Annotated in this window: 20 protein-coding genes; 8 read left to right on the forward strand and 12 right to left on the reverse strand. The window is 72.4% G+C overall.

Translation table 11 applies throughout. The features are described 5' to 3' along the window. Positions 1-160: 160 nt before the first annotated feature. Positions 161-2332 (reverse strand): S9 family peptidase, encoded by a 2172-nt coding sequence (locus tag C1N91_RS05095; protein WP_137766860.1) that lies wholly within the window; start codon positions 2330-2332, stop codon positions 161-163. Then, on the reverse strand, positions 2329-3501 hold the full coding sequence (locus tag C1N91_RS05100; protein ID WP_175415918.1) for a Fic family protein: 1173 nt from the start codon (positions 3499-3501) through the stop codon (positions 2329-2331). Before C1N91_RS05100 ends, C1N91_RS05095 begins: the two co-directional genes overlap by 4 nt. A 174-nt stretch (positions 3502-3675) precedes the next feature. Here C1N91_RS05100 and C1N91_RS05105 point away from each other — a divergent pair, with 174 nt between their 5' ends. Continuing rightward, positions 3676-4875, forward strand: a complete 1200-nt coding sequence (locus C1N91_RS05105; protein WP_137766862.1) for an amidohydrolase — start codon at positions 3676-3678, stop codon at positions 4873-4875. 53 nt (positions 4876-4928) lie between these two features. Here the strand turns inward: C1N91_RS05105 and C1N91_RS05110 are convergent, their stop codons facing one another. Together C1N91_RS05110 and C1N91_RS05115 are read right to left on the reverse strand one after the other, a co-directional pair. Continuing rightward, the gene (locus C1N91_RS05110) at positions 4929-5819 is read right to left on the reverse strand and encodes an aminodeoxychorismate lyase (protein ID WP_137766863.1); all 891 of its coding nucleotides are present in this window, start codon (positions 5817-5819) and stop codon (positions 4929-4931) included. Between the two features lie 35 nt (positions 5820-5854). Next, positions 5855-6205 (reverse strand): hypothetical protein, encoded by a 351-nt coding sequence (locus C1N91_RS05115; protein WP_058728788.1) that lies wholly within the window; start codon positions 6203-6205, stop codon positions 5855-5857. An 84-nt stretch (positions 6206-6289) separates the two neighbouring features. Here C1N91_RS05115 and C1N91_RS05120 point away from each other — a divergent pair, with 84 nt between their 5' ends. Beyond that, positions 6290-6796 (forward strand): 8-oxo-dGTP diphosphatase, encoded by a 507-nt coding sequence (locus C1N91_RS05120; protein ID WP_175415919.1) that lies wholly within the window; start codon positions 6290-6292, stop codon positions 6794-6796. A 13-nt stretch (positions 6797-6809) separates the two neighbouring features. On the opposite strand, the gene C1N91_RS05125 is transcribed toward C1N91_RS05120, so the two are convergent. The 3 genes from C1N91_RS05125 to C1N91_RS05135 form a co-directional block, all read right to left on the reverse strand. Continuing rightward, positions 6810-7109 (reverse strand): hypothetical protein, encoded by a 300-nt coding sequence (locus C1N91_RS05125; protein ID WP_066653223.1) that lies wholly within the window; start codon positions 7107-7109, stop codon positions 6810-6812. A gap of 21 nt (positions 7110-7130) precedes the next feature. Further along, a complete protein-coding gene (locus C1N91_RS05130; RefSeq protein WP_137766865.1) occupies positions 7131-8540 on the reverse strand; it encodes an ABC transporter permease in 1410 nt (469 codons plus the stop codon). Between the two features lie 265 nt (positions 8541-8805). Then, positions 8806-10494 (reverse strand): cation:proton antiporter, encoded by a 1689-nt coding sequence (locus C1N91_RS05135; protein WP_137766866.1) that lies wholly within the window; start codon positions 10492-10494, stop codon positions 8806-8808. Between the two features lie 116 nt (positions 10495-10610). Here C1N91_RS05135 and C1N91_RS05140 point away from each other — a divergent pair, with 116 nt between their 5' ends. The 3 genes from C1N91_RS05140 (at position 10611) to C1N91_RS05150 (ending at position 13803) form a co-directional block, all read left to right on the forward strand. After that, positions 10611-11867, forward strand: a complete 1257-nt coding sequence (locus tag C1N91_RS05140) for an inorganic phosphate transporter (RefSeq protein WP_058728793.1) — start codon at positions 10611-10613, stop codon at positions 11865-11867. Further along, a complete protein-coding gene (locus C1N91_RS05145; protein WP_137766867.1) occupies positions 11867-12163 on the forward strand; it encodes a hypothetical protein in 297 nt (98 codons plus the stop codon). The genes C1N91_RS05140 and C1N91_RS05145 overlap by 1 nt, the downstream gene beginning before the upstream one ends. A gap of 155 nt (positions 12164-12318) precedes the next feature. After that, the gene (locus tag C1N91_RS05150) at positions 12319-13803 is read left to right on the forward strand and encodes an aspartate ammonia-lyase (protein WP_058750101.1); all 1485 of its coding nucleotides are present in this window, start codon (positions 12319-12321) and stop codon (positions 13801-13803) included. A 19-nt stretch (positions 13804-13822) separates the two neighbouring features. On the opposite strand, the gene C1N91_RS05155 is transcribed toward C1N91_RS05150, so the two are convergent. Continuing rightward, positions 13823-14905, reverse strand: a complete 1083-nt coding sequence (locus C1N91_RS05155) for a YihY/virulence factor BrkB family protein (RefSeq protein ID WP_137766868.1) — start codon at positions 14903-14905, stop codon at positions 13823-13825. A 218-nt stretch (positions 14906-15123) separates the two neighbouring features. Continuing rightward, complete coding sequence (locus C1N91_RS05160; protein ID WP_137766869.1) at positions 15124-16440, reverse strand: MFS transporter; 1317 nt, start codon at positions 16438-16440, stop codon at positions 15124-15126. Between the two features lie 180 nt (positions 16441-16620). Here C1N91_RS05160 and C1N91_RS05165 point away from each other — a divergent pair, with 180 nt between their 5' ends. From C1N91_RS05165 to C1N91_RS05175, 3 genes are all read left to right on the forward strand, one after another. After that, complete coding sequence (locus tag C1N91_RS05165; protein WP_058728797.1) at positions 16621-16992, forward strand: FKBP-type peptidyl-prolyl cis-trans isomerase; 372 nt, start codon at positions 16621-16623, stop codon at positions 16990-16992. After that, a complete protein-coding gene (locus C1N91_RS05170; RefSeq protein ID WP_137766870.1) occupies positions 16992-17828 on the forward strand; it encodes an aldo/keto reductase in 837 nt (278 codons plus the stop codon). Before C1N91_RS05165 ends, C1N91_RS05170 begins: the two co-directional genes overlap by 1 nt. Before the next feature lie 131 nt (positions 17829-17959). Then, the gene (locus C1N91_RS05175) at positions 17960-20206 is read left to right on the forward strand and encodes a HelD family protein (protein WP_137766871.1); all 2247 of its coding nucleotides are present in this window, start codon (positions 17960-17962) and stop codon (positions 20204-20206) included. Between the two features lie 6 nt (positions 20207-20212). Here the strand turns inward: C1N91_RS05175 and C1N91_RS05180 are convergent, their stop codons facing one another. Genes C1N91_RS05180 through C1N91_RS05190 form a run of 3 tightly spaced genes read right to left on the reverse strand, consistent with a single transcriptional unit; the run spans position 20213 to position 22682 of the window. Continuing rightward, positions 20213-20491, reverse strand: a complete 279-nt coding sequence (locus C1N91_RS05180) for a protealysin inhibitor emfourin (protein ID WP_137766872.1) — start codon at positions 20489-20491, stop codon at positions 20213-20215. 17 nt (positions 20492-20508) lie between these two features. Next, entirely contained in the window at positions 20509-21561 is a 1053-nt protein-coding gene (locus C1N91_RS05185) for a M4 family metallopeptidase (protein ID WP_137766873.1), read from the reverse strand. A 44-nt stretch (positions 21562-21605) separates the two neighbouring features. Further along, entirely contained in the window at positions 21606-22682 is a 1077-nt protein-coding gene (locus C1N91_RS05190; protein WP_137766874.1) for a glycoside hydrolase family 6 protein, read from the reverse strand. Positions 22683-22760: the final 78 nt, after the last annotated feature.

Consider the following 22760-nt stretch of genomic DNA (forward strand, 5'->3'; position numbering starts at 1 on the left):
CCCGCGCGCAGCGCGCTGCGCGCTGCGCGCTGCGCGCAAGTGTCCCGCGAAAGCGACAGGACTCCGCCGAACTTCGGCGGAGTCCTGTCGCTTTCGCGGAACGATCGCCAGCGTGCAGCGCGGCGCGCGGCGAGCGGCAAGCCCGGCAGCCGCGCGGCGCTCAGCCTGCGGCGATCGGCTCCGCCGCGGCCGCCGCCGGGTTGACGTCGGCCAGCCCGAGCACGTCGAGCAGCCAGGCGAGCTCGAACGCCCGCTCGCGCCAGGAGTCGTACCGACCGCTCACACCGCCGTGTCCAGCGGCCATCTCGGTCTTCAGGAGCACCGGAGCGCCGACCTCCCGCAGCTTCGCGGTCCACTTCGCCGGTTCGACGTAGAGCACCCGCGTGTCGTTGATCGACGTCACGGCGAGGATCTGCGGGTACTGCACGTCGTCGCGCACGTTCTCGTACGGCGAGTACTCGCTCATGTACCGGTAGACCTCGGCATCGTGCAGCGGGTCGCCCCACTCGTCCCACTCGATCACCGTGAGGGGCAGGTCCGGGTCGAGGATGCTGGTCAGCGCGTCGACGAACGGGACGGCTGCCAGGATGCCGGCGAAGCGCTCGGGCGCCAGGTTGGCGACGGCGCCCATGAGCAGGCCACCGGCGCTGCCGCCCTCGGCCACCAGGCGGTCGGCGCTCGTCCGGCCGCTCGCGATCAGGTGCTCGGCCACCGCGACGAAGTCGGTGAAGGTGTTCTTCTTCGTCAGCGTCTTGCCGTCCTCGTACCAGTGGCGGCCCATCTCGCCGCCGCCCCGCACGTGGGCGACCGCGAAGACGACCCCGCGGTCGAGCATCGACAGGCGCATCACGCTGAAACCCGGGTCGATCGAGTGCTCGTACGACCCGTACCCGTACAGGTGCAGCGGCGACGGGACGTCGGCGTCGACCGCGTCACGACGCCAGACGAGCGAGACCGGCACCTTCGTGCCGTCCGGGGCCGTGGCCCAGTCGCGCTCCTGAACGTAGTCGGCCGGGTCGTAGCCGCCGAGGACCGGCTGTCGCTTGAGGACCGTGACCTCGCCCGTCGTCAGGTCGAGGTCGCTCACCTCGGACGGGGTGACGAAGGACGTGTACCCGATGCGCAGCGTCGGCTGCTCCCACTCCGGGTTGCCGCCGAGCCCGGCCGAGAAGAGCGCCTCGTCGAAGGGGACCTCGTGCGCGTCGCCGTACCCGTCGCCCTCGATCGGGATGACCGCGACGCGGGGGAGCGCCTCGGCCCGGTACTCGAGCGCGAGGTGCCCGGCGAAGGCGTCCACGGACTCGATGCGACGCTCGGGGTGGTGCGCGACGACGACACGTCGGTCGTGCTCCGAGGTCGGGTCGTCGGCGGGGACGTCGACGAGCTCGAAGTTCTCGGCACCGTCGTTGTGCAGCACGAGGAAGCGGTCGCTCCCACCGACGATGGCGTGCTCGATCTCGTACTCGACACCGTCGCGCCGCGGCCACACGACGCGGAACTCGCCGGTCGGGTCGGCTGCGTCGAGCACCAGCGCCTCGGACGTGATCTTCGAGCCGAGCTCGATGACGATGTACTGCGACGAGCGGGTGACCCCGACGCCGACCCAGTAGCGGTCGTCGGGTTCCTCGAACACGACGACGTCGTCGCCCGTGGCGCTGCCGACGGCGTGCCGCCAGATGCGGTCCGGACGCCAGGACTCGTCGACCGTCGGGTAGAACACGTACCGCCCGGACGGGTCGAAGGTGGCGCCGGAGCCGGTGTCGGGGATCTCGTCGCCGAGGTCCGTGCCGGTCGTGAGGTCGCGCACGTGCAGCGTGTACCGCTCGTCGCCCTCGACGTCGACGCCGTAGAGCAGGCGGGTGCCGTCGTCGCTGATGTCGTAGCTGCCGAGCGAGAAGAAGTCGTGTCCCTCGGCCAGGGCGTTGCCGTCGAGGACGACCTGCTCCCCGGGCAGGGCCGCAGCGCCCTCGTCGACCGCGGGTGGCGTCCAGTCGTCCGGGCCGCTGATCGGGGCGCGGCAGTGCACGCCGTACTGGCTGCCCTCGGCCGTCCGCGTGAAGTACCACCAGTCGCCCATCCGCACCGGCACGGAGAGGTCGGTCTCCTGCACGCGGTTCTTCACCTCGGCGAAGATGCGGTCGCGGAGTCCGGCGAGGTGCGCCGTCCGTGCCTCGGTCCAGGCGTTCTCGGCCTCGAGGTGGGCGAGGGTCTCCGGTGACTCCTTGTCCCGCAGCCACTCGTAGTCGTCGACGAACTCGATGCCGTGGTGGGTCCGCGTGACGGGCCGCTTCGCGGCGGTCGGCGGGGTGGCCTGGACGTGCTCACTGCTCACCACGCCACCCTATGCGCCCGGGCCTCGACACCCGCCCGCACGCGCTCGGAGAAGGCGTCGAGTTCGGCCACCACCGCCGGTGCGATCCACGCGCGGCGCCGTCGACGAGCGGTCACCGGCCGGAGGACCCCGGCCCGGCAGAGGTCGGCGACGGTGGTCTCGAGCAGCGTTTCGATCGTGCCCACGGCGGCACCGTGCGCGATCGCGCGCCGGAGGAGCTCCTCCGCGTGCTCCTCGGTCAGCACGGCGTCCTGTTCGAGCGCCCGTCCGAGCACCGCGTGCGGGCCGGTCGCGCAGACGGTCGCCGCACGGTCCCGTGCGACCTCGTCGAGCAGCATGCCCGCCACGAGCGCCTCGTCCGCGCCGGCACCGACGGCGATCGCCACGTCACGGACCCAGCCTTCGACGAACCCGTCGCGGTACCGCGCCAGGTGGGCGAAGTACCGCGCTCGCTCGGCCACCAGGACGGACGACACCGGCGGACTCGCACGCCGCGTCGCGCCCCGACGACGCAGCACCGCGGCCACGAGTGCGCGCCCCGTCCGACCGTTGCCGTCGGTGAACGGGTGGATCGACTCGAACTGCGCGTGTGCGATCGCCGCCTGCGCCACCGGGTGCAGGTCGTCGCGCTCGAGGAACGCGAAGAGGTCCGTCATGAGGGCGGGCACGAGCTCGGGCGGCGGTGGGACGTGGTCGGCACCGGACGGTGTGCGCCCGCCGCCGATCCAGTTCTGCACCGTGCGGTAGCGACCGGCGTGGGGCCCGTCGACCGGCTCGCCGCGCAGCAGACCACGGTGGGCGTCGAGCAGTGCGGTCTCGTCGAGGTGCCCGGCCCCGGCGGCCCGGACCAGGCGCTCGAGGGCGTCGCCGGCCTGCACCATCGCCGAGGCGCTCGTGTTCGCCCGGACGCCCACCAGGGCCCGTGCGACGTCCTCGGCGGTGGCGTCCTCGTGCTCGATGCGCGAGGTGGCGACCGCCTCGGTCCGGGTGAGCAGCCGGTGCAGGGGCCCCGGACCACCGGGACCGTCGTCGAGGGCCCGGAGCGCGTCGAGGCTGCGGTCGAGCAGGGCAGCGGTCGCCGGGTCGGGCTCCCAGTGCGCGTCGGCGATCCGCGGTGGAACCGAGGCCGTGACGGCCGTGGTCAGGCGGACGGTCCGGTCACCGCGCACGGCGCTGCGCCAGGGGCGGACGACGGTGCTGTGAGCGGGCCATGGTGGTCGGGGTCGGGACACGGAGCCTCCTGCGTCGGTGGTCGGTGCCGGGACGGTAGGACGATCCGGCGAGCCGACGCCAGGAATCCGCATTTCGCGAGCGGCGTCACCGGGCCGCCGTACCGTGGTGGCATGCGCAACTCCTTCGTCGTCACCGGGGCGCACGTCGTCCCCGTCACCGCTGCACCCTTCGACGGCGGTGCCGTCGTCGTCGAGGACGGCCGCATCACAGCGGTCGGCCCCGACGTCACGCCGCCGCCGGGCCTGCCAGTGGTCGACGCCGCCGGTGCCTGGCTCGTCCCCGGCTTCGTCGAGTCGCACGGCCACGTCGGCATCCACGAGGAGGCGAACGGCTGGGCCGGCAACGACACGAACGAGATGACCGACCCGAACCAGGCCGCGGTGCGGGCGATCGACGCCGTGGACATCGACGACGAGGGCTTCCGCGACGCCCTGTCCGGCGGCATCACGAGCATCGTCGTGAAGCCGGGCTCGGGGAATCCGATCGGCGGACAGACCGTCGCGATCAAGACCTGGGGCGGTCGGACGATCGACGAGCAGCTCATCTCCGACGCCGTGAGCGTGAAGAGCGCCCTCGGTGAGAACCCGAAGCGGGTGTACGGCGAGAAGGGGAAGACGCCGTCGACGCGGCTCGGTGTCGCGAAGGTCATCCGCGAGGCCTTCGTCGCCGCCCAGGACTACCGCGCCGCGCGGGACGCCGCCGCGGCGAAGGGGGAGCCCTTCACCCGCGACCTGACGAAGGAGACGCTCGTCCGGGTGCTCGACGGCGAACTCGCCTGGGACCAGCACGTGCACCGGCACGACGACCTCGCGACCGCGCTCCGCCTCGCCGACGAGTTCGGCTACCGGCTCGTCGTCAACCACGGCACCGAGGCGCACAAGATCGCGGACCTGCTCGCCGAGCGCGACGTGCCGGTCATCTACGGCCCGCTGTTCACGAGCCGCTCGAAGGTCGAGCTCCGCGACCGCGGCATCCCGAACGTCGTGACGCTCGCCGCCGCCGGGGTGCGGGTGGCGATCACGACGGACGCGCCGGTCGTGCCGATCGCGATGCTCGTCGACCAGGCCACCGCCGCGGTCAAGGAGGGCCTGCCGTGGCAGACCGCCCTCGAGGCCCTCACGATCAACCCGGCGGACTTCCTCGGCTTCGGCGACCGCGTCGGCCGCATCGAGCCGGGCTTCGACGCCGACCTGGTCCTGTGGGACGGCGACCCGCTCGCCGCGACGAGCCGCGCGACGCGCGTCTGGATCGAGGGCGCGTCCGTCTACGAGTGGGCCGACGGGACGGGCGTCACCACCCCGCGCTGGTGACCCGGTGACGGACGGGAGGCTCGTGGCGGGCCCGCCACGGGCCTCCAGTCCGGCTACTGGTCGCGGGAGAGCAGGAAGTCGTTGATGCGCTCCGTCATCGGCAGGTCCATCGACCGCGCGACACCGTTCACCGAGCGGATCGGCGCGGCCTGACGCACGCTCGACAGCAGCCAGAGGGCGTCGGCGGCCTCGAGGTCGGCGAGGGTGAGCAGCTCGTAGGAGGTCGCGATGCCCTCGCCCTCGGCGAACCGGAACACGTCGGCCTGCGTCGTCCCGGCCAGGATCCCGATGTCGGTCCGCGGCGTCACGAACCGCCCGTCCACGGACAGCACGAGGTTCGCGCGGGTGCCCTCGAGCACGTAGCCGTCCGTCGACACGAAGAGCGCGTCGTCGGCGCCGCGACGCTCGGCCTCGCGGAGTGCCGCCATGTTCACCGCGTACGACAGCGTCTTCGCGCCCTGCAGCAGCCACGGCGAGGTCCGCTCGACGTCGTGCCGGTAGCCGCGGTCGAGCGTCACGACGGCGATGCCCTCGGTGCGCGCGGGTGTCTGGTCGCCGGACGGTACCGCGTACACCCAGCCGGTCGGGCGACCCGAGCCCTCGACACCGCGGGTCATGACGGTCTTCGCGAAGGCCTCGTGCACCGGGTCGAGTCGGGCGCACACGGCCTCGATCGCCTGCCGCCACGCATCGACGTCGGGGGCCGGGAGGTCGAGCATCGCCGCGGAGCGGACGAAGCGCGCCAGGTGCGGCTCGAGTGCCTGCGGCCGACCGTCGACGACCGTGATCGTCTCGAACACCCCGTCGCCGCGGATCGCACCGAGGTCCTGCACCTGCAGGTGCTCCTCGAGCGGCGTCGCCCACGTGAAGGCGTCGGCCTCCGGGTCGTGCGGGGCGGCGTCGCGCGAGGGCTGGTTGAGGACGGCGAGGACGGTGTCGGTCATGGCTCCATCCAACCGCAGCGCCGGGTGGGCGGACGTCAGTCGCGGCCGGGGAGCGACCCCATGAGCTTCCACACCGCGGGCGTCAGCTCGGGGTGCTGCAGGGCGATGCGACGGAGACGGTGGTACTCCTCGCCGAGCTCGGTGCGCTGCCCGGACGCCGGGTGCCCGGCCCAGTGCGCGCTCCGCTGCCCGATCGCCGCGTCGAGCTCGACGGCGTCCGCGCGCAGGATGAGCACGACCTGCTCGTCGACGGTCGGCAGCGTCGGCATGAACTCCCACGGGTCCTCACCCGCGCGGCTCCGGTGCTCGACAATCATCGAGATCTCCTCGGCGGCCTCGGCGCGCAGCACTTCGAGGCTGCGCCCGGTCCTGCGGGGCTCAGCCATGGTGCCCCCGCAGCACGCCTGCCATGCCTGCGATCGTACGCCAGCGTGGAGCGTCCACCGGACACGTCCGCCAGACTGGGGACCGTGACCGCACGCGACGAGACGAAGTCCCAGCACGCCCCGGTCGTGGTCGTCTACCTGCTCCGCGACGGTGCGGGCGGCCCCGAGGTGCTGCTCGGCGAGAAGCGTCGAGGACTCGGTGCCGGCCGGCTGGTCGGCCCCGGCGGCAAGCGTGAGCCGGGGGAGCCGCCGGTGGCGGCAGCGGTCCGCGAGGTGGCCGAGGAGGTCGGCCTGCGCCTCGACACGGACGACCTGGAGGCGCGTGGCACGTTGGACTACCGGTTCCCGTTCCGCCCGTCCTGGTCCCAGGTCTCGGACGTCTTCGTGTGCCGCCGCTGGCAGGGGGCACCGTCGGGCAGCGACGAGCTGGAGCCCCGGTGGATCCCGGTCGACGCGGTCCCGTACGACGCGATGTGGGACGACGCCCGCTACTGGTTGCCGGGTGTGCTGGCCGGCGGGAGCGTCCACGCTCGCTTCACGTTCGCGGAGGACAACGCGACCGTGTCGGGTTTCAGCGGCGCGGGCGTCTGACGCGCGCGGGCGTTCAGCGGGCGCCCGCGCGGCCCTGCTGCACGCGGGTGCTGCCCGTGCGCGCCTCTTCGGCAGCGGCCAGGACGTCCGCGTCCCCGCTGCGGCCACCGAGGGGGCGGACGAAGAAGTCGACGATGCCCGCCGCGATCGCACCGAGCACGGCGAACATCGCCCAGCCCACGAAGAGCCCCGCGGTGTTCCGGCCGTCGGCGGGCGCGAGGAAGACGCTCGCGGCGTACAGCGCGGCCGCGAGCACGAGGAACGCGACGACGGCGGTGACGAGGACGCGGTGCCAGGCGGTGCGCGGGTGCATGCGGAACAGGATACGCGCGCGTCAGCGCTCGGCGTGCCGCCCGTGCTCGCGTTCCTCGGGCGCACCGGAGCGCGTCGTGCGCGATCCTGCCGGGGCCGGGCGGCGACCGGACGCGTCCACGCGCGGGACGGGACGGGTGCGCGGCCCGTTGGACGGGCCTCCCGGTCGACCGGGACCGGACCGGTCCGCCTGCCGCACCACGGGGATGCGTCCGGTCGGGGTGGTCTCCTGCTCGAGGCCGTCGCGCCCGCCGGTGAAGACGTCGCCGGAGACGCGGTCGTCCTCCCAGTCGTCGTCGCGCAGGACGCTCAGCGTGCCGGTCTCGGTGGAGGTCAGGCCGTGGCGCTCGAGCTCGGCGTCCCGCTGCTTCCCCAGGAACTCGCGGTTCGCGTTCTGCGCGTCCTGGAACATCGTCGTGCGGTTGTTCACGATCGCGGAGATCCGACGGCGTTCCCACCACTGCTTGCCGAAGAACATGAGCACGAGCCCGGCCGCGGCGTAGCAGCCCATGGTGATCAGCCCACGGCCGAACCCGGGGCCGACGCCGTAGATCTCGTGCTTGATCATGTCGACCATGCTCGAGCCGACCACGACGTGGTTGAGCCATGCGAACGGCTCCGGCATGAACCACTTCGGGTAGGCCCCGCCGGAGGACGGCATCGACAGGAAGACGAAGCAGATCATGGCGGGAGCGGCGATGAAGCGGCCGACGAAGTAGCTCAGCCCGTTGACCGCGAGACCGATCGCGACGATCCAGCCCCACGCGATGAGGACGAGTTCGATCCAGTGTCCCCGGATGGCACCGACGACGGGGCCGGCCAGCGTGTTCGTGATGAGGGAGATCACGAGGCCGCCGACCACGATCACGGTCATGCGGGTGCGGTGCCGCAGCGGGCCGCCCATGATGCCGATGAACATCGCGACCATGTAGCCGCCGATGCACCAGGCGAGCATGACGTACATCGCGACGGTGCCGTACTCGTCGTACGCGGGCAGTGGTGCGAGCTCCGTGACCGTCGGGGCGGCGACGCCGATCCCGGTGAGCACGGAGCTCAGCGTCGCGGGGACGAGCGACGCGACCTGGAACTGGTGGGCGCTGGCCTTGAAGACCTCGTTGGCGGACGGGTCGTAGGCGACGGCGACCGTGCCGGCGAGGACGTCCTGCTTCGCCCGGGCGAGGGAGTCGTACACGTGGAAGACGTACTCGCCGGGCAGGGCCTTGTCGACGGCGGCGACGAGCGTCGGGTCGCTGCCGACCAGGGCGACGGGGACGTCGTGCGGGTGCGGGGCGTGGAACGCGAAGACGTAGCAGAGGCAGAAGCCGACGATGAAGAACAGCGGCATCCAGAGCTGCAGGCCGATGAGCTGCAGGGACGGGTGGAGCGTGCCGTACCAGCGGCGGTAGCGGCTGATCCGCTGCGGTTCGGGCACGGGTGCCTGGCGCACCCGGGCTGCGCGGTGTCCGCTGGGGCGGCTGCCGGCCACGGGTGCACCACGACGGGGCCTCGAACCGCCACGCGTCGAGGGGCGCGTCTGCCGGGGCCTCGGCGCGGACGACCGCGGCGCTCCGTCGCGATCGGGGAGGTCGCTGTTCCTGGGGACGTCGTTCCGCGGTTCGCTCACTCGGCGCTCTGCTCCTTCTGCTGCTCGGAGCATCACGGTACGCCGAGGGCGCTCACCGCGCGCCGGGAGCGGCTCAGCTCCGGCTGCGGGACGCCTGGGCCGAGTCCATCGCGAGCTCCTCGGCGTCGAGGGTCACGAGCACGCGCCGCATGACCTCCTCGTCGAGGTTGCCCTTCTCGCGCTCCTCGAGCACGATCTCGCGGCGTCGGTCGAGCAGCTCGCGGCGGATGTCCTGGATCTGCGCCCCGCGGAGCCGCAGGGGCGCGTTCCGCTCCTCGTCCTCCTCTTCCTCGGCGTCGCGGCGGAAGGTCTCGGCCTGCCGTTCGAGTCGTGCCTTCAGCCGGTTCACGACGCTGTCCGATGCCTCGGCGCCGTACTGCTCGGCCCACGCCGGCCGCCGCCGCTCGAGCAGCGCGATCGCGGCCTCGGTCGTCCGCTGGTTGAGGCGCATCTCGCTGCGGACGTCCTCCTCGCCCTCGGCCGGGTCCTGCACCTTCAGCGCGCGGATCACGAAGGGCAGGGTCAGGCCCTGCAGCAGGAGCGTTCCGACCGTCACCACGAAGGCGATCACGAAGATGGTGTCCTGCGCCTTGATCTGGACCGAGTTGCCGACGACCGACACCGCCGCGGCGAGGGTCACCACCCCGCGCATGCCGGTCCAGGAGATGACCGTGAGCTCCCGCCAGTTGAGCTTCGGCTCCGCGGATCCCCGCAGCCAGCGGAGCGACGGGTGCCCACGGGACAGTCGGACGCGCAGCGGTCGGAGCCACCGGCCGTTGATGCGGTTCCGCACGTAGGACTCGAACACGAAGAGCGGCCGGACCAGGATCACGACGACCAGCACGACGGCCGCCGCGGTGAGCGTCTGGGTCAGGCTCCGGTCGCTCTCGACCAGGTCCTGCACGACGGTCTTCAGCTGCAGGCCGATCAGGGCGAAGACGAAGCCCTCGAGGATCACGTCGATGCTCGTCCACAGCGGGCGCTCCTGCAGTCGGGTCGCGTAGCCCTCCTTCGGCGAGTTGTAGCCGATGTAGAGGCCGGCGGTGACGACCGCGATGACCCCGGAGCCGGAGAGGTCCTCGGCGACGATGTAGGCGACGAACGGCAGCAGGATGCTCATGATCGTCTCGACGACCGGGTCGTTGATGCGCATCCGGATCCAGTGCACCGCGACGCCGAGCACGATCCCGACCGCCAGGCCGACGCCGATCGCGAGCCCGAAGATCCCGAGGTCCTGCCAGATCGTCAGCGAGGTCCCCGCCGCGATGAGCGTGAAGACCCGCACGAGGGTCAGCGACGCCGCGTCGTTGATGAGGCTCTCGCCGGACAGCACCGTCATCACGCGGCGGGGGAGCCCGAGCTTCCGGCCGATGGCCGCAGCCGACACGGCGTCCGGCGGCGCGACGACGGCGCCGAGCAGGATCGCCGCCGGCCAGTCCATGTCGGGGATGAGGACGTACGCCGCGACCGCCACCGCGAGGGCCGTCACGATGACCAGGAAGATGCCGAGCCGTCGGATCTGCTTGATGGACTGCCGGAAGCTCTGCCACGACACGTCGAGCGCCGCCGAGTACAGCAGCGGCGGGAGGATGACCGTGAGGATCACCTCGGAGTCGATCTCCATCTCCGGCAGACCGGGCAGGAACGACGCCGCGAGGGCCACGGCCGTCACGAGCAGCGGAGCGGGGAGTCCCTTCGCCCGTGCGAACCCGGTCACCGCGAGTGAACCGATCAACAGGATGAGGAGTTCCGCGGTGTCCATGGGAGCAATCCTCCCATCCGGATGGTTCCGAACCTGAACGACTGCGCAGGCGCGGTGAACGGCGGGTGAACGACAGGGTTTGTGCTCAGCGGTCGGGCCTGGGACACTTGCCCGCGGTGGACATCACACTCATAGTCGTCCTGGTCATCGCGTTGGCCCTCTTCTTCGACTTCACAAACGGATTCCATGACACCGCCAACGCGATGGCGACCCCGATCGCCACGGGTGCCATGAAGCCGAAGGTGGCCGTCACGGTCGCCGCGGTGCTCAACCTCGTCGGTGCGTTCCTCAGCACCGCCGTGGCGACGTCGATCTCGCACGGGCTGATCAACGAGGGCCCCGGCGGCGTCGCGATCACCCCGGAGATGATCTTCGCGGGCCTCATCGGCGCGGTGGTGTGGAACATGATCACCTGGCTGCGCGGTCTGCCGTCGTCGTCCTCGCACGCGCTGTTCGGCGGGCTCATCGGCGCCGCGATCGTGGGCGCGGGGTTCGGATCCGTCAACTACGCGGCACTGCTGACCGTCGTGATCATCCCGGCGTTCCTGTCGCCGGTGATCGCGGCGCTGGTGTCGCTCCTGGCGACCCGGATCGCCTACCGTGTCACCCGTCGTCCGGTGTTCCCGAACGAGCGCGGCGGCTTCCGCATCGGTCAGGTGTTCACGAGCTCGATGGTGTCGCTCGCGCACGGTACCAACGACGCGCAGAAGACGATGGGCGTGATCACGTTGACGCTCATCGCCTCGGGTGCGCAGTCCGCCGACCAGGGCGTGCAGTTCTGGGTCGTCGTCGCCTGTGCGCTCGCGATCGCCCTCGGCACCTACACCGGCGGTTGGCGCATCATCCGGACGCTCGGCTCGGGCATCACCGAGATCCGAGCGACCCAGGGCTTCGCGGCCGAGGCGTCCACCGCGGCGACCATCCTGGCGTCGAGCCACCTCGGCTTCGCCCTCTCGACGACCCAGGTGTCGTCGGGCTCGATCATCGGTGCGGGCCTCGGTCGACGCGGCTCGAAGATCCAGTGGTCGACCGCGGGCAAGATCGTGATCGCCTGGTTCATCACCCTGCCGGCCGCGGCGGCCGTCGGCGCGATCGCCTCGGGCATCGCCCGACTCGGCGTCGGTGGTCTCGTCGTCGACGCGGTCGTCGGCGCGGCCGTGATCCTCGGGCTGTACCTGTGGTCGCTCCGCAAGCCGCACGAGCAGGCCGCGGCCATCGAGGTCGACGTGGCCGCCAACGCGGTCTACACCCGCAAGGAACTGCGTGACCTGCAGCGCAAGAAGCGTGCCGCGCAGGTCGCCGAGCGCCGTGCGGAGCTGAGCCGCGAGCGCACCCTGCGCCGCATGGCCGGACGGAACGGAGGACGCCGCTGATGGGCATCGACTGGTTCGCATTCCTGACCGTCGCGATCGTCGCGGTCGTCTCCGCGTGCTTCGTGGTGCTCGTCTACTCGATCGGCCTGCGCCTCTGGAGCGCCGCCGACACCCGCGCCGGCAAGTACACCGTGAAGGACGACGGCACCGTCGGCCCCGCCACGGCCGGCTTCCCGCAGCCCGGCACGGTCCAGCCCGGCGTCCGCGCGTTCCGCACGCTCGCCGTCGCCTGCTTCGCCGTGTCCGGCCTGGCCGTGCTCTACGGCATCTACCTGATCGTCCCGCAGTTCCACTGACGTCGGGCGACCCACAGACGGACGGAAGGCCCGTGGCGACGTAGCCACGGGCCTCCCGTCCGTCTCGCTGCCGGTGCCGACCCGTCGCACGCGACCTCCGCACACGCGCAGGCGCCTGCCGGACCCGACCGACCGGACGGGCTAGCCTCGGACGGGTGACCGGCAACGAAGCACCACGAACGCGCACCGAGACCGACTCCCTGGGATCCCGCGAGGTCCCGATCGACGCCTACTGGGGCATCAACACCCTGCGGGCGCTCGAGAACTTCCCGATCACGTCGGTGCCGATCGCGGTGTACCCGGACCTCATCGAGGCGCTCGCGACCGTGAAGCAGGCCGCCGCCCGGGCGAACAAGGCGATCGGGGTGCTCGATGCCGAACGTGCGGACGCCATCGACCAGGCGGCGCAGGAGGTCCGCGACGGGGCCCTGCGCGACCAGTTCGTCGTCGACATCGTGCAGGGCGGGGCGGGGACCTCGACGAACATGAACACGAACGAGGTGCTCGCGAACCGGGCCCTCGAGCTCCTCGGGCGCGAGAAGGGCGACTACGCGTACCTGCACCCGATCGACCACGTGAACCGCAGCCAGTCGACGAACGACACCTACCCGACGAGCATCAAGCTGGCGATGATCCTGGGTGTCCGGCGGCTCACCGGGGAGCTCGAGCGGCTGTCGGACGCCTTCGCCGAGCGGGGCCGGGCGTTCCAGGACGTGCTGAAGATCGGCCGCACGCAGCTGCAGGACGCCGTGCCGATGACCCTCGGGCAGGAGTTCACCGGGTTCGCGCACACCATCCAGGAGGACGTCCTGCTCCTCCGTACCGTCTCACCGCTGCTCGCGGAGACGAACCTCGGTGCCACCGCGATCGGCACGGGCATCACGGCCGACCCGCAGTACCGCGACGAGGTGCGTCGGCAGCTCCAGGTCGCGAGCGGGCTCGACATCGTCACCGCGCCCGACCTGATCGAGGCGACGAGCGACGCCGGTGCCTTCATGACGCTGTCCGGGACGGTGAAGCGCAGCGCCGCGAAGCTCTCGAAGATCTGCAACGACCTGCGCCTCCTCGCCTCGGGGCCGCAGGCGGGACTCGGCGAGATCACGCTGCCCGCACGCCAGGCCGGCTCGTCGATCATGCCCGGCAAGGTGAACCCGGTGATCCCCGAGGTCGTCAACCAGATCGCGTTCGCCGTCGCCGGCGCCGACACCACGGTGACGATGGCGGCCGAGGGCGGGCAGCTGCAGCTCAACGCGTTCGAGCCGATCATCACGCACTCGATCCTGCAGTCACTGCAGTGGATGGCGAGCGGGTGCGCCACGCTCCGGGTGAACTGCGTGACGGGGATCGAGGCGAACGAGGCGAAGCTCGCCGCGCAGGTCGACACCAACGTCGGCGTCGTGACCGCCCTGACGCCGTACATCGGGTACGCGGCCGCTGCGTCGATCGCGCACACGGCGTTGACGACCTCGACGCCGATCGCGACGCTCGTCACCGCTGCCGGGCTGATGGACGAGGACCAGGTGCAGCGTGTGCTCTCGCCAGCGCGTCTGTCGGGCATCGAACTCGCGACGGGCGCGATCCCGGTCGTCACCGAGGCCATGCTGGACGCCGAGGCCGAGCGGATCGCGCGCGAGCGCTGACGCACGCGACCGCCGGGCACTAGGGCAGCGGGGGCTCGCCGACCCGCACCTGACGGGACATCGCCCGCAGGTGCTCCTCGGTCGGCGAGGACTCCTCGTCCTCGGCGCGCTGCTGGGCGGCGATCCGCACCCGGTGCGCCGCCGCGATGTCCTGGTCACGCCACCGCGCGAGCGTGAAGTTCCGCGTGACGTCGCGGAGCGGCAGTCGGATCGACTCGTCCGCTTCGATGCCCGCGAGCAGCTGCCGCATCCGGATCACCTCGGAGTCGAGCTCCCCGCCGACCACGAGGACGAAGTTCGAGATGTACAGGTACACGAGCAGCAGGATCGCGCCGCCGAGCCAGCCGTAGGCCCGGTTCCCGCCGCTGCCGACCGTCTCGACGTACACCGAGAAGCCGACCGTCGCCAGCGCCCAGGTCACGATGGCGAACGCCGCTCCGGCGGACACCCACCGCAGCTGCGGGGTCTTCACGTTCGGGGTTGCGTAGTAGAGCACCGCGACCATCACCACGAGGACGACCGCGAGCACCGGCCACTTCGCCACGTTCCACAGGTCGTCGATCCACGGCGCCCACCCGAGCTGCCGGACGATCGCCGCCGAGATCGTGGGGGTGCCGAGCAGGATGACGATCGCGATCGCTCCGCCCACCATCACGAGCAGCGTGACGAGGAGCATCATGCTGCGGAACTTCCAGATCCGGCGGCCCTCCTCGACCTCGTACGCGGTGTTCATCGCACGACCGAACGCGGTCGCGTAGCCGGAGAGCGACCACAGCGTCAGGACGAGCCCGATCGAGAAGCCGACCCACGGGTTGTCGAGCGTCAGCAGCTGTCGGAGCGGCCCCTCGAGGTGCTGCGCGGTCTCCGGCCGGACGATGAACCCGAGTACCTGGATGATGTCGGTCAGGCTGTCGCCCTGCCGGTCGACGACGGACAGGGCCGAGACCACCGCGAGCGCCGCGGGGAACACCGTCAGCAGGGCGAAGAACGTCAGCGAGGCCGCGGCGTCGACGACCCGGTGGCGGATCACCGAGTGGTAGGTGCGCCGGACGACCGCGCGGACGCCGGTCCGCTGCAGGTCGCGCGAGGCGCTGTCGGGCATGCGATGTACGGTACCCGACCCCGTGACGGCCTGGAGGCGCGATGCACCGCCGCCACGCGCCTCCCGTCCGTCCCCCGGTCGCGTCGCCACCGTCGCCGGCTCCACGAGACTCGGCCCCGCGGACACTTCCGCGGAGCCCGCGCGCGAGTCTCGTCCGCCAGGGCGAGTCTCGTGCTCCCGTCGGAGCGCGCGGACCGCGCCCGCCGGGGGCGCGCCGGTCAGTTCGCGTGCGGGTCGAGCGCGTCGTAGCGGCGGAAGGACGGCACCAGCCGGAGCAGCAGTGCCACCAGCCCGATGATGAGCACGCCGCCGATGATCGGTGGGTACGCGATGCCGGCCGCGACGACGAGACCGGCGTACAGGTCCCCGAGGCGCGGGCCGCCGGTCACCACGACGATGAAGATGCCCTGGAGTCGACCGCGCATGCCGTCCGGCGACGCCGCCTGCAGGATCGTGTTCCGGAACACCGAGCTGACGTTGTCCGCACCGCCCGCCGCGGCCAGGAACAGTGCGGCGAGCCCGAGCGCCGGCAGGATCTCGACGCCGAACGCCTCGCCGGACCGACCGCCGAGCAGGTGCGCGACCGCGATGACGACACCGAACGCCGCGATCGCCCCGCCGTAGGCCGTGATCGCCCAGCCCACCGCCTCGCCCTGACGGCGCACGTGCCCGAGCGGACCGGAGAACACGCTCGACAGCAGCGCACCGACGGCGTAAGCGGCGGTCAGGGTGCCGACCGTGATCGACCCGCCGCCGATGACGAGCGCGCCGATCGCGGGGAAGAGCACACGGGGCTGCCCGAACGTCATCGCGACGATGTCGAGCACGAACGTCATGGTGATGTTGCGGGATCGCTTGAGGAAGCGCGCGCCCTCGATCAGCGAGCTCAGTCCGGGGCGCAGGGCGTCGCGGTCCGCCGCCATCCGGGGCAGGGTGAAGACGCCGAGGAACGCGAAGGTGAAGAGCACGACGTCGATCGTGTAGGTCGGCGCGAACCCGACGCTCGCGATCAGGACTCCGGCGATCGCCGGACCCACGGTCACCTGGAGCCCGGACGCGATGCCGCCGAGGGCGCTCGCCGCGGGGAGCAGATCGGTCCCGACGAGCCGGGGGACGATCGCCGATCGCGAAGCGTTGCTCACGGTCGCGGCCACGGCGTTCACCGTCGCCAGGACGTAGAGGAGCGCCACGCTCTGCAGTCCGAGCCAGGCGTGCGTGGCGATGAGCGCGACCGCGACCCAGGCGACGATCGCCGAGACCAGGGCCACGAGGCGCCGGTCGAACGCGTCGGCGAGCATCCCGCCGTAGAGCCCCGCGACGATCATCGGGACGAGGGCGATCACGCCGACGAGTGCGACGGCGAAGGTCGAGCGGGTGATCTCGTACACCTCGAGGCCGACCGCGACGGTGGTCATCTGCGTGCCGATGCCGGCGATCGCCGTGCCGGCCCAGAGGCGTGCGAACGCGGGGGAGCGGCGGAGCGGGGTGAGGTCGGCGAGCAGGCGGCGTCGGGGTGCGGTGTCAGGTCGTGTCACGGTGGAACCATTCTGCGGGTTGCCGGGCACGAGCGGGCAGAACCGGCACCATCGCCGGCGCGAGCGGGCGGGATCCGTCGCGTTCGTCCGCCGAGCGTGGCGGATCGTGCCCGTTCGCGGGGAGCGAGACGTCCGTGCCGCCCGGGATGCCCCCGCACCCCACCTGGTTGACTGACGACCATGACTGACCTCAACAGCAAGCCCGAGTTCGACGCTCCCGAGGGCCCGGCCCCCACCGAGCTCGTGATCACCGACATCGTCGAGGGCGACGGCGACGTCGCGCAGCCCGGCTCGACCGTCAAGGTGCACTACGCCGGCGTCGAGTACGAGTCCGGCGAGGAGTTCGACAGCTCGTGGAACCGCGGCGAGCCGATCGACTTCCCCCTCGCGGCGCTCGTCCGCGGCTGGCAGGAGGGCATCCCCGGCATGAAGGTCGGCGGTCGCCGCAAGCTGACCGTCCCGCCGGAGCTCGCCTACGGCCCGGCCGGCGGCGGCCACTTCCTGTCCGGCAAGACCCTGATCTTCATCATCGACCTGCTCGGGGTCCGCTGATGCAGGTCGGCGCGCCCACCATCGAGCTGAACGACGGTCACCGCTTCCCGGAGCTCGGCCTCGGCACGTACGGGTTGAACGGCGACGAGGGCACCGCGGCGGTCGGTGCGGCGATCACGAGCGGCTACCGGCTGCTCGACACCGCGCTGAACTACGGCAACGAGGACGCCGTCGGCCGTGCCGTCCGCGAGTCCGAGGTCGACCGCGAGGACCTCGTCGTCACCTCGAAGCTCCCCGGCCGGCACCACGGCTACGACGAGGCGCACCGCTCGATCGACGAGACGCTCGGCAACCTCGGGCTGGACCGCGTCGACCTGTACCTCATCCACTGGCCGAACCCGTCGGTGGGGAAGTTCGTCGACACCTGGAAGGCGTTCGTCGACCTCCGCGACAGCGGCAAGGTCCGCTCGATCGGCGTCTCGAACTTCACGCCGGAGCACTTGAAGGCCATCATCGACGCCACCGGTGTCGCCCCGGCCGTGAACCAGGTGGAGCTGCACCCGTACTTCCCGCAGGCCGAGCTCCGCAAGGTGCACGCCGAGTACGGTATCGTCACCGAGAGCTGGAGCCCGCTCGCGAAGCAGTCCGAGCTGCTCACCGAGCAGCCCGTGCTCGACGCGGCGGCCGCACACGGCGTGACGCCCGGCCAGGTCGTGCTCCGCTGGCACGTCCAGCTCGGTGCCGTACCGGTGCCGAAGTCCGGCGATCCGCAGCGGCAGCGCGAGAACCTCGACGTCTTCGGCTTCGCGCTGACCGACGACGAGGTCCGCGCGATCTCCGGACTCGAGCGCGGCCGCCTCTGGGACGGCGACCCGGACACGCACGAGGAGATGTAGGACCGACGGGAGGCGCGTGGCGGGCCCGCCACGCGCCTCCCGTCCGTCCTCCGGTCGCGGTGCGTCGCTGCGCCCCCGCCGGTCGCGCAGCAGGACTACACTGGACACCCCTGTTTCCCGAAGGGTGGCGTGTGTCCGAACCGACCGAGACCGACCGTGAACGAACCTACGTCGACGGTCTCTTCACCCGTCTCGACGAGCTGACGGCCGAGGCCGAGCAGCGTCTGGCCGAGACCCGCCGCCAGGCGGTCGGCGGCAACCACCAGAGCCGCAGTGAGCGCGACGCCTACGCGCGGCTCTACGAGGACACGATCGCCACGCTCGACCGCGTCGGTGACCGTCTGGTCTTCGGCCGCCTCGAGGTCGCCGAACCGGACGCACCGGACGACACGTTCCGCTACATCGGGCGCGTCGGCCTGCGGGACGACGAGCACCGTCCGCTCCTGCTCGACTGGCGCGTGCCCGGTGCGAGCGCCTTCTACCAGGCCACCGCGGCGCACCCGATGGGGATGCGGGCACGCCGACACCTGACGCTCGAGGGCCGCACGGTCGTGAACGTCGAGGACGAGGTCTTCGACGCGACGCTGTACGACGACGAGCGGACGCACCTGCAGGGCGAGGGCGCGCTGCTCGCGGCCGTCACCGCCGAGCGCACCGGTCGGATGACCGACATCGTCGCGACGATCCAGGGCGAGCAGGACCGCATCATCCGCTCCCCGCTCGAGGGCGTCCTGATCGTGCAGGGCGGCCCCGGGACGGGCAAGACCGCCGTGGCGCTGCACCGCGCCGCCTACCTGCTCTACACGCACCGCGACCGGCTCCGCGGCTCGGGCGTGCTCATGGTCGGGCCGTCCTCGGCGTTCCTGACCTACATCGAGCAGGTGCTGCCGTCCCTCGGCGAGACCGGTGTCGTGATGGCCTCGCTCGGCTCGCTCTACCCGGGCGTGCACGCCACGACGCACGACCACGGGGACGTCGCCGCGGTGAAGGGGTCGGCGCAGATGGCGTCGCTGCTCCGCCGCGCCGTGCGGTCCCGCCAGGTCGTCCCGACCGAGTCGGTCGTGCTCGACGTCGAGGGGGAGCGGCTCACGGTGCCGCCGCAGCTCGTCGCCGACGCGCTGAAGCGGGCGCAGGACCGCGGGAAGCCCCACAACGTCGCCCGGGTCACCTTCAACAGGATCGCCCTCGACGCGATGACGCGGCTGCTCGCCGACCAGCTCCGGGCCCGCGGGACCACGGTGGACGAGGCCGACGAGAAGGTCCTGCGCGAGGACATCCGCAGCTCGTACGACGCCCGGGTCCTGCTCAACACCGCCTGGCTGCCGCTCCCGCCGGAGAAGTTCCTCGAGGACCTCTACGCGCGCCCGAACTGGCTGGCCTCGCTGACCCCCGACTGGACGCCCGCCCGCCGGGCACTCCTGCAGCGTCCGCGCGGCGCCGGCTTCACGATCGAGGACGTCCCGCTCCTGGACGAGGCCGCCGAGCTCCTCGGTCCGTTCGACCCGACCGGCGGAGCCGCCAAGCGCGCGGCCAAGGCCAGCCGGAACCGGGACATCGAGAACGCCCGCCAGGCGATCGAGAACATGGGCGTCGAGGGCATCGTCACCGCGGAGCAGGTCGCCGGGTCCTTCGCCGAGGGCGGTGACCCCCGCACCACCGCGGAGCGCGCGGCCGAGGACCGTGAGTGGACCTACGGGCACATCGTCGTCGACGAGGCCCAGGAGCTCTCGCCGATGCAGTGGCGGGTCCTCGCCCGCCGCAACCCGCTGCGGTCGTTCACGATCGTCGGGGACATGGCGCAGGGCTCCTCGCCGGCCGCCGCCCGCACGTGGGACGACGTCGTCGGTGCGCTCGCACGCCGTCGTCGCGGACGTGCACCCGTGGTGCCGCTCGACCACCGGATCGAGGAACTGACGGTCAACTACCGCACCCCGCGTTCCATCGTGCAGGCCGCCGGTGCGTTCGCCGACGCCGCCGGGCTGGCGGTCACCCGGACCGAGGCCGTGCGGGACGGGGATCCCGTCGACCGCGTGGCGGTGCCCCGCGCGGCGCTCCTCGACACAGTCGCGGAGCGCGTCGAGGCCGAACGCGGGCGGATCGGCTCCGGTACCGTCGGGGTCATCGTGCCCGAGGCCGACGTCGCCGCGATGCGCGAGCGCCTGGCGCGGACCGACGCGGACGTCCGCGGGCTCGGCTCGCCGCGGCCCGGGTCGGTGACGGTCCTGACGGGGGCGGACGCGAAGGGGCTCGAGTTCGACGGCGTGCTGCTCGTCGACCCGGACCGGGTCGGCGCCGACGCGGCGCGGGCCGCAGCCGCCGTCTACGTGGCGATGACCCGCCCGACTCGGCGGCTCGTCGTCGTCGACGTCACCGACTGATCGACGTCACCGACTGAGCGGTTCGCCCTCGTCGCGCACCCGCCGGACGAGCGCTGCCCACGGGCCCTCGAGCTGACTGCCCGGGATCTCGACGGTGGTGCGGGCGACCGTCACGGTCCAGGTGAAGTCGTCGGGCACGGTCTGCCGGTGCCGGACGGGCGCCTCCCGCGGGAGCGCGCCGACCAGGTCGTCCCAGGCGCCCGGGTCGTCGCACGAGTCGGTGTCGATCCGCCAGCCGCGCGAGAGACCGGCGAACCCACCACTGCGGCGGACGACGATGTGCATGCTCCGGTTCTACGCCGTCACGGAGCGGTGAGCACGCCGACGGTCCGCCAGGCGTCCGCGACCGCGGTGTGCGCCGTCGAGCCCTGTCCGAACCGGGCAGCGGCGGCGTCGACGGTGACCCGGGCGAAGCCGACGAAGTCGATGTCCGCGGACGTTTCCGGCGCGGTGAGGGCGTCCCACCAGACGGCTCCGGCGCCCTGCCACGCGTACCCGCCGATCGCCGTCGCTGCGAGGAAGAAGGCGTGGTTCGGGATCCCGGAGTTCAGGTGGACGCCGCCGGAGTCCTCGGTGGTCTCGACGTAGTCCGCCATGGTCGCCGGCTGCGGGTCCTTCCCGAGCACCGGGTCGTCGAACGCGGTGCCCGGTGCCCGCATCGACCGGAGCGCGACACCGTGCACGGCGTCGGTGAAGAGTCCCTCGCCGATGAGCCACGTCGCCTGGTCGGCGGTCTGCCCTGCGGCGTACTGCGCGACCAGCGAGCCGAAGACGTCGCTGACCGACTCGTTCAACGCGCCGGACTGCCCCTGGTACGTCAGATCGGCCGTGTACTGGGTGACGCCGTGCGCGAGCTCGTGGCCGATGACGTCGAGGGCGATCGTGAAGCGCCGGAACACCTCGTCGTCGCCGTCGCCGAACACCATGCGCTGGCCGTCCCAGTACGCGTTGTCGTAGTCCTGCCCGTAGTGCACCGTGGCGTCGAGGGGGAGTCCGGCGCCGTCGATCGAGACCCGCCCGAACACGTCGAGCCAGAACGCGTGCGTCGCGCCGAGGCCGGCGTACGCCTCGTCCACCGCGGCGTCGCCCGAGTCCGCGTCGCCCTCCCGCCGGACCACCTCGCCCGGCAGCGTCGTCGTGCCCCGCGCGTCGGCGATCGTGCGCTGCGGGGACCGGTCGACCGTGCCGCTGATGCCCTGCGGCCGGACGCGGTGGTCGTGCTTCGGTGCGGCGACGACCTCCATCTCGGCGAGGGCGGTCCGGGCCGCCGAGGCGGCTCGGGGGTGCTCCGACGCGGCGGCGACGGCGCGCAGGAGGTACGGCGGGACGACGGAGTGGCGACGGGTGGCGGTCATGGCGCCATGGAACCACCGACGACCGACGACGGGCCGCGCCGGGTTCAGTCCTGGCGGCGGTGCTCCACGAGCGCCAGCGCGTACGACTCCCACCACTGCCCGGCCGCCGGCCCGCCGTTGCACGTGCCGTCGCTGAGTCCGGGGGTCTTCACCCAGAGCAGGGCGTCGAGCCGGGAGGACCCCGCGGTGACGTGGGGCGCCTGTCCGAGTCCCGCACCCTCGGGGTTGCACCATGTCCCGCGCCAGCCCTGCCCGTTCCGCGAGACGTCGATCACGAAGTGCGGGTCGCCGCCGATCGCGTCCGCCAGCCGGTCCGCGTACGCACGCTCGGTGTCGACCCGGTAGAAGTTCGAGACGTTCGTCGCGAAGCCCTGCGTGCGGTCGACCCCGGCCTCCCGCAGCCAGCGCGCCATCGTGGCGACGGGGACCCGGTCCTCGTTGCCGCCGTCCAGGTACACCGTCAGTCCGTGCCCGGTGAGCTCGTCCACCGCGCGGTCGAGCAGACGCAGCCGGTCCTGCCCGAGGCGTTCGCACACGTGGATCTGCGCGATCGAGTCCGGTTCGACGAGCACGACCGCGTGCGAACCCGCCATCGCGCGCACGGCCGACCGGACCCACGGCAGGTAGGCGTCCTCGGCGGTGCCGCCCGCGGAGTAGCTGCCGCAGTCGCGGTCCGGGATCGCGTACAGGACGAACACCGGCGTGCGGTGCTGCTGCTCGGCGCTCCGGACGACCCGCCGGACGACCTGGCGGGTGGCGGACTCGGAGGGGTCAGCGAGCCAGGTCGCCACCGGCTGGTCCGCGATCACGTCGATCCGGTCGGCGGTGGTGCGGTCGCCGTCCGCCCGGGCGTCCGCCGCGCGGCGCGCCGCCTGGTCGTCCTGCTCGGGCTGGTGGGCCAGGCCGCCCGGGAACGCCGACGCGGCCGACTCGCGAGCAGCGAGGGTCCGGTCCGTGCCCGCACCGCCACGCCCGCCGCCGTCCGGACCGCCGTCGGGTCCGGTCACCGTGGCGAGCACGAGCGCGACCACGGCCACCGCGACGACGCCACCCACGGCGAGCACCGCCCACTGTCGTCGTCCGCTGCCCCTGGTGCGGCCGCGCGTCCCCTGCTCCGGCATGCGTCCATGCTGGCAGCAGTCCACGGCGTCCCGCCAGGGTGGCCCGGCGTCCGCCCAGGTGGGGTGCGGCCGCCTGCC

It is taken from the genome of Curtobacterium sp. SGAir0471, assembly GCF_005490985.1.
Lineage (GTDB): Bacteria > Actinomycetota > Actinomycetes > Actinomycetales > Microbacteriaceae > Curtobacterium.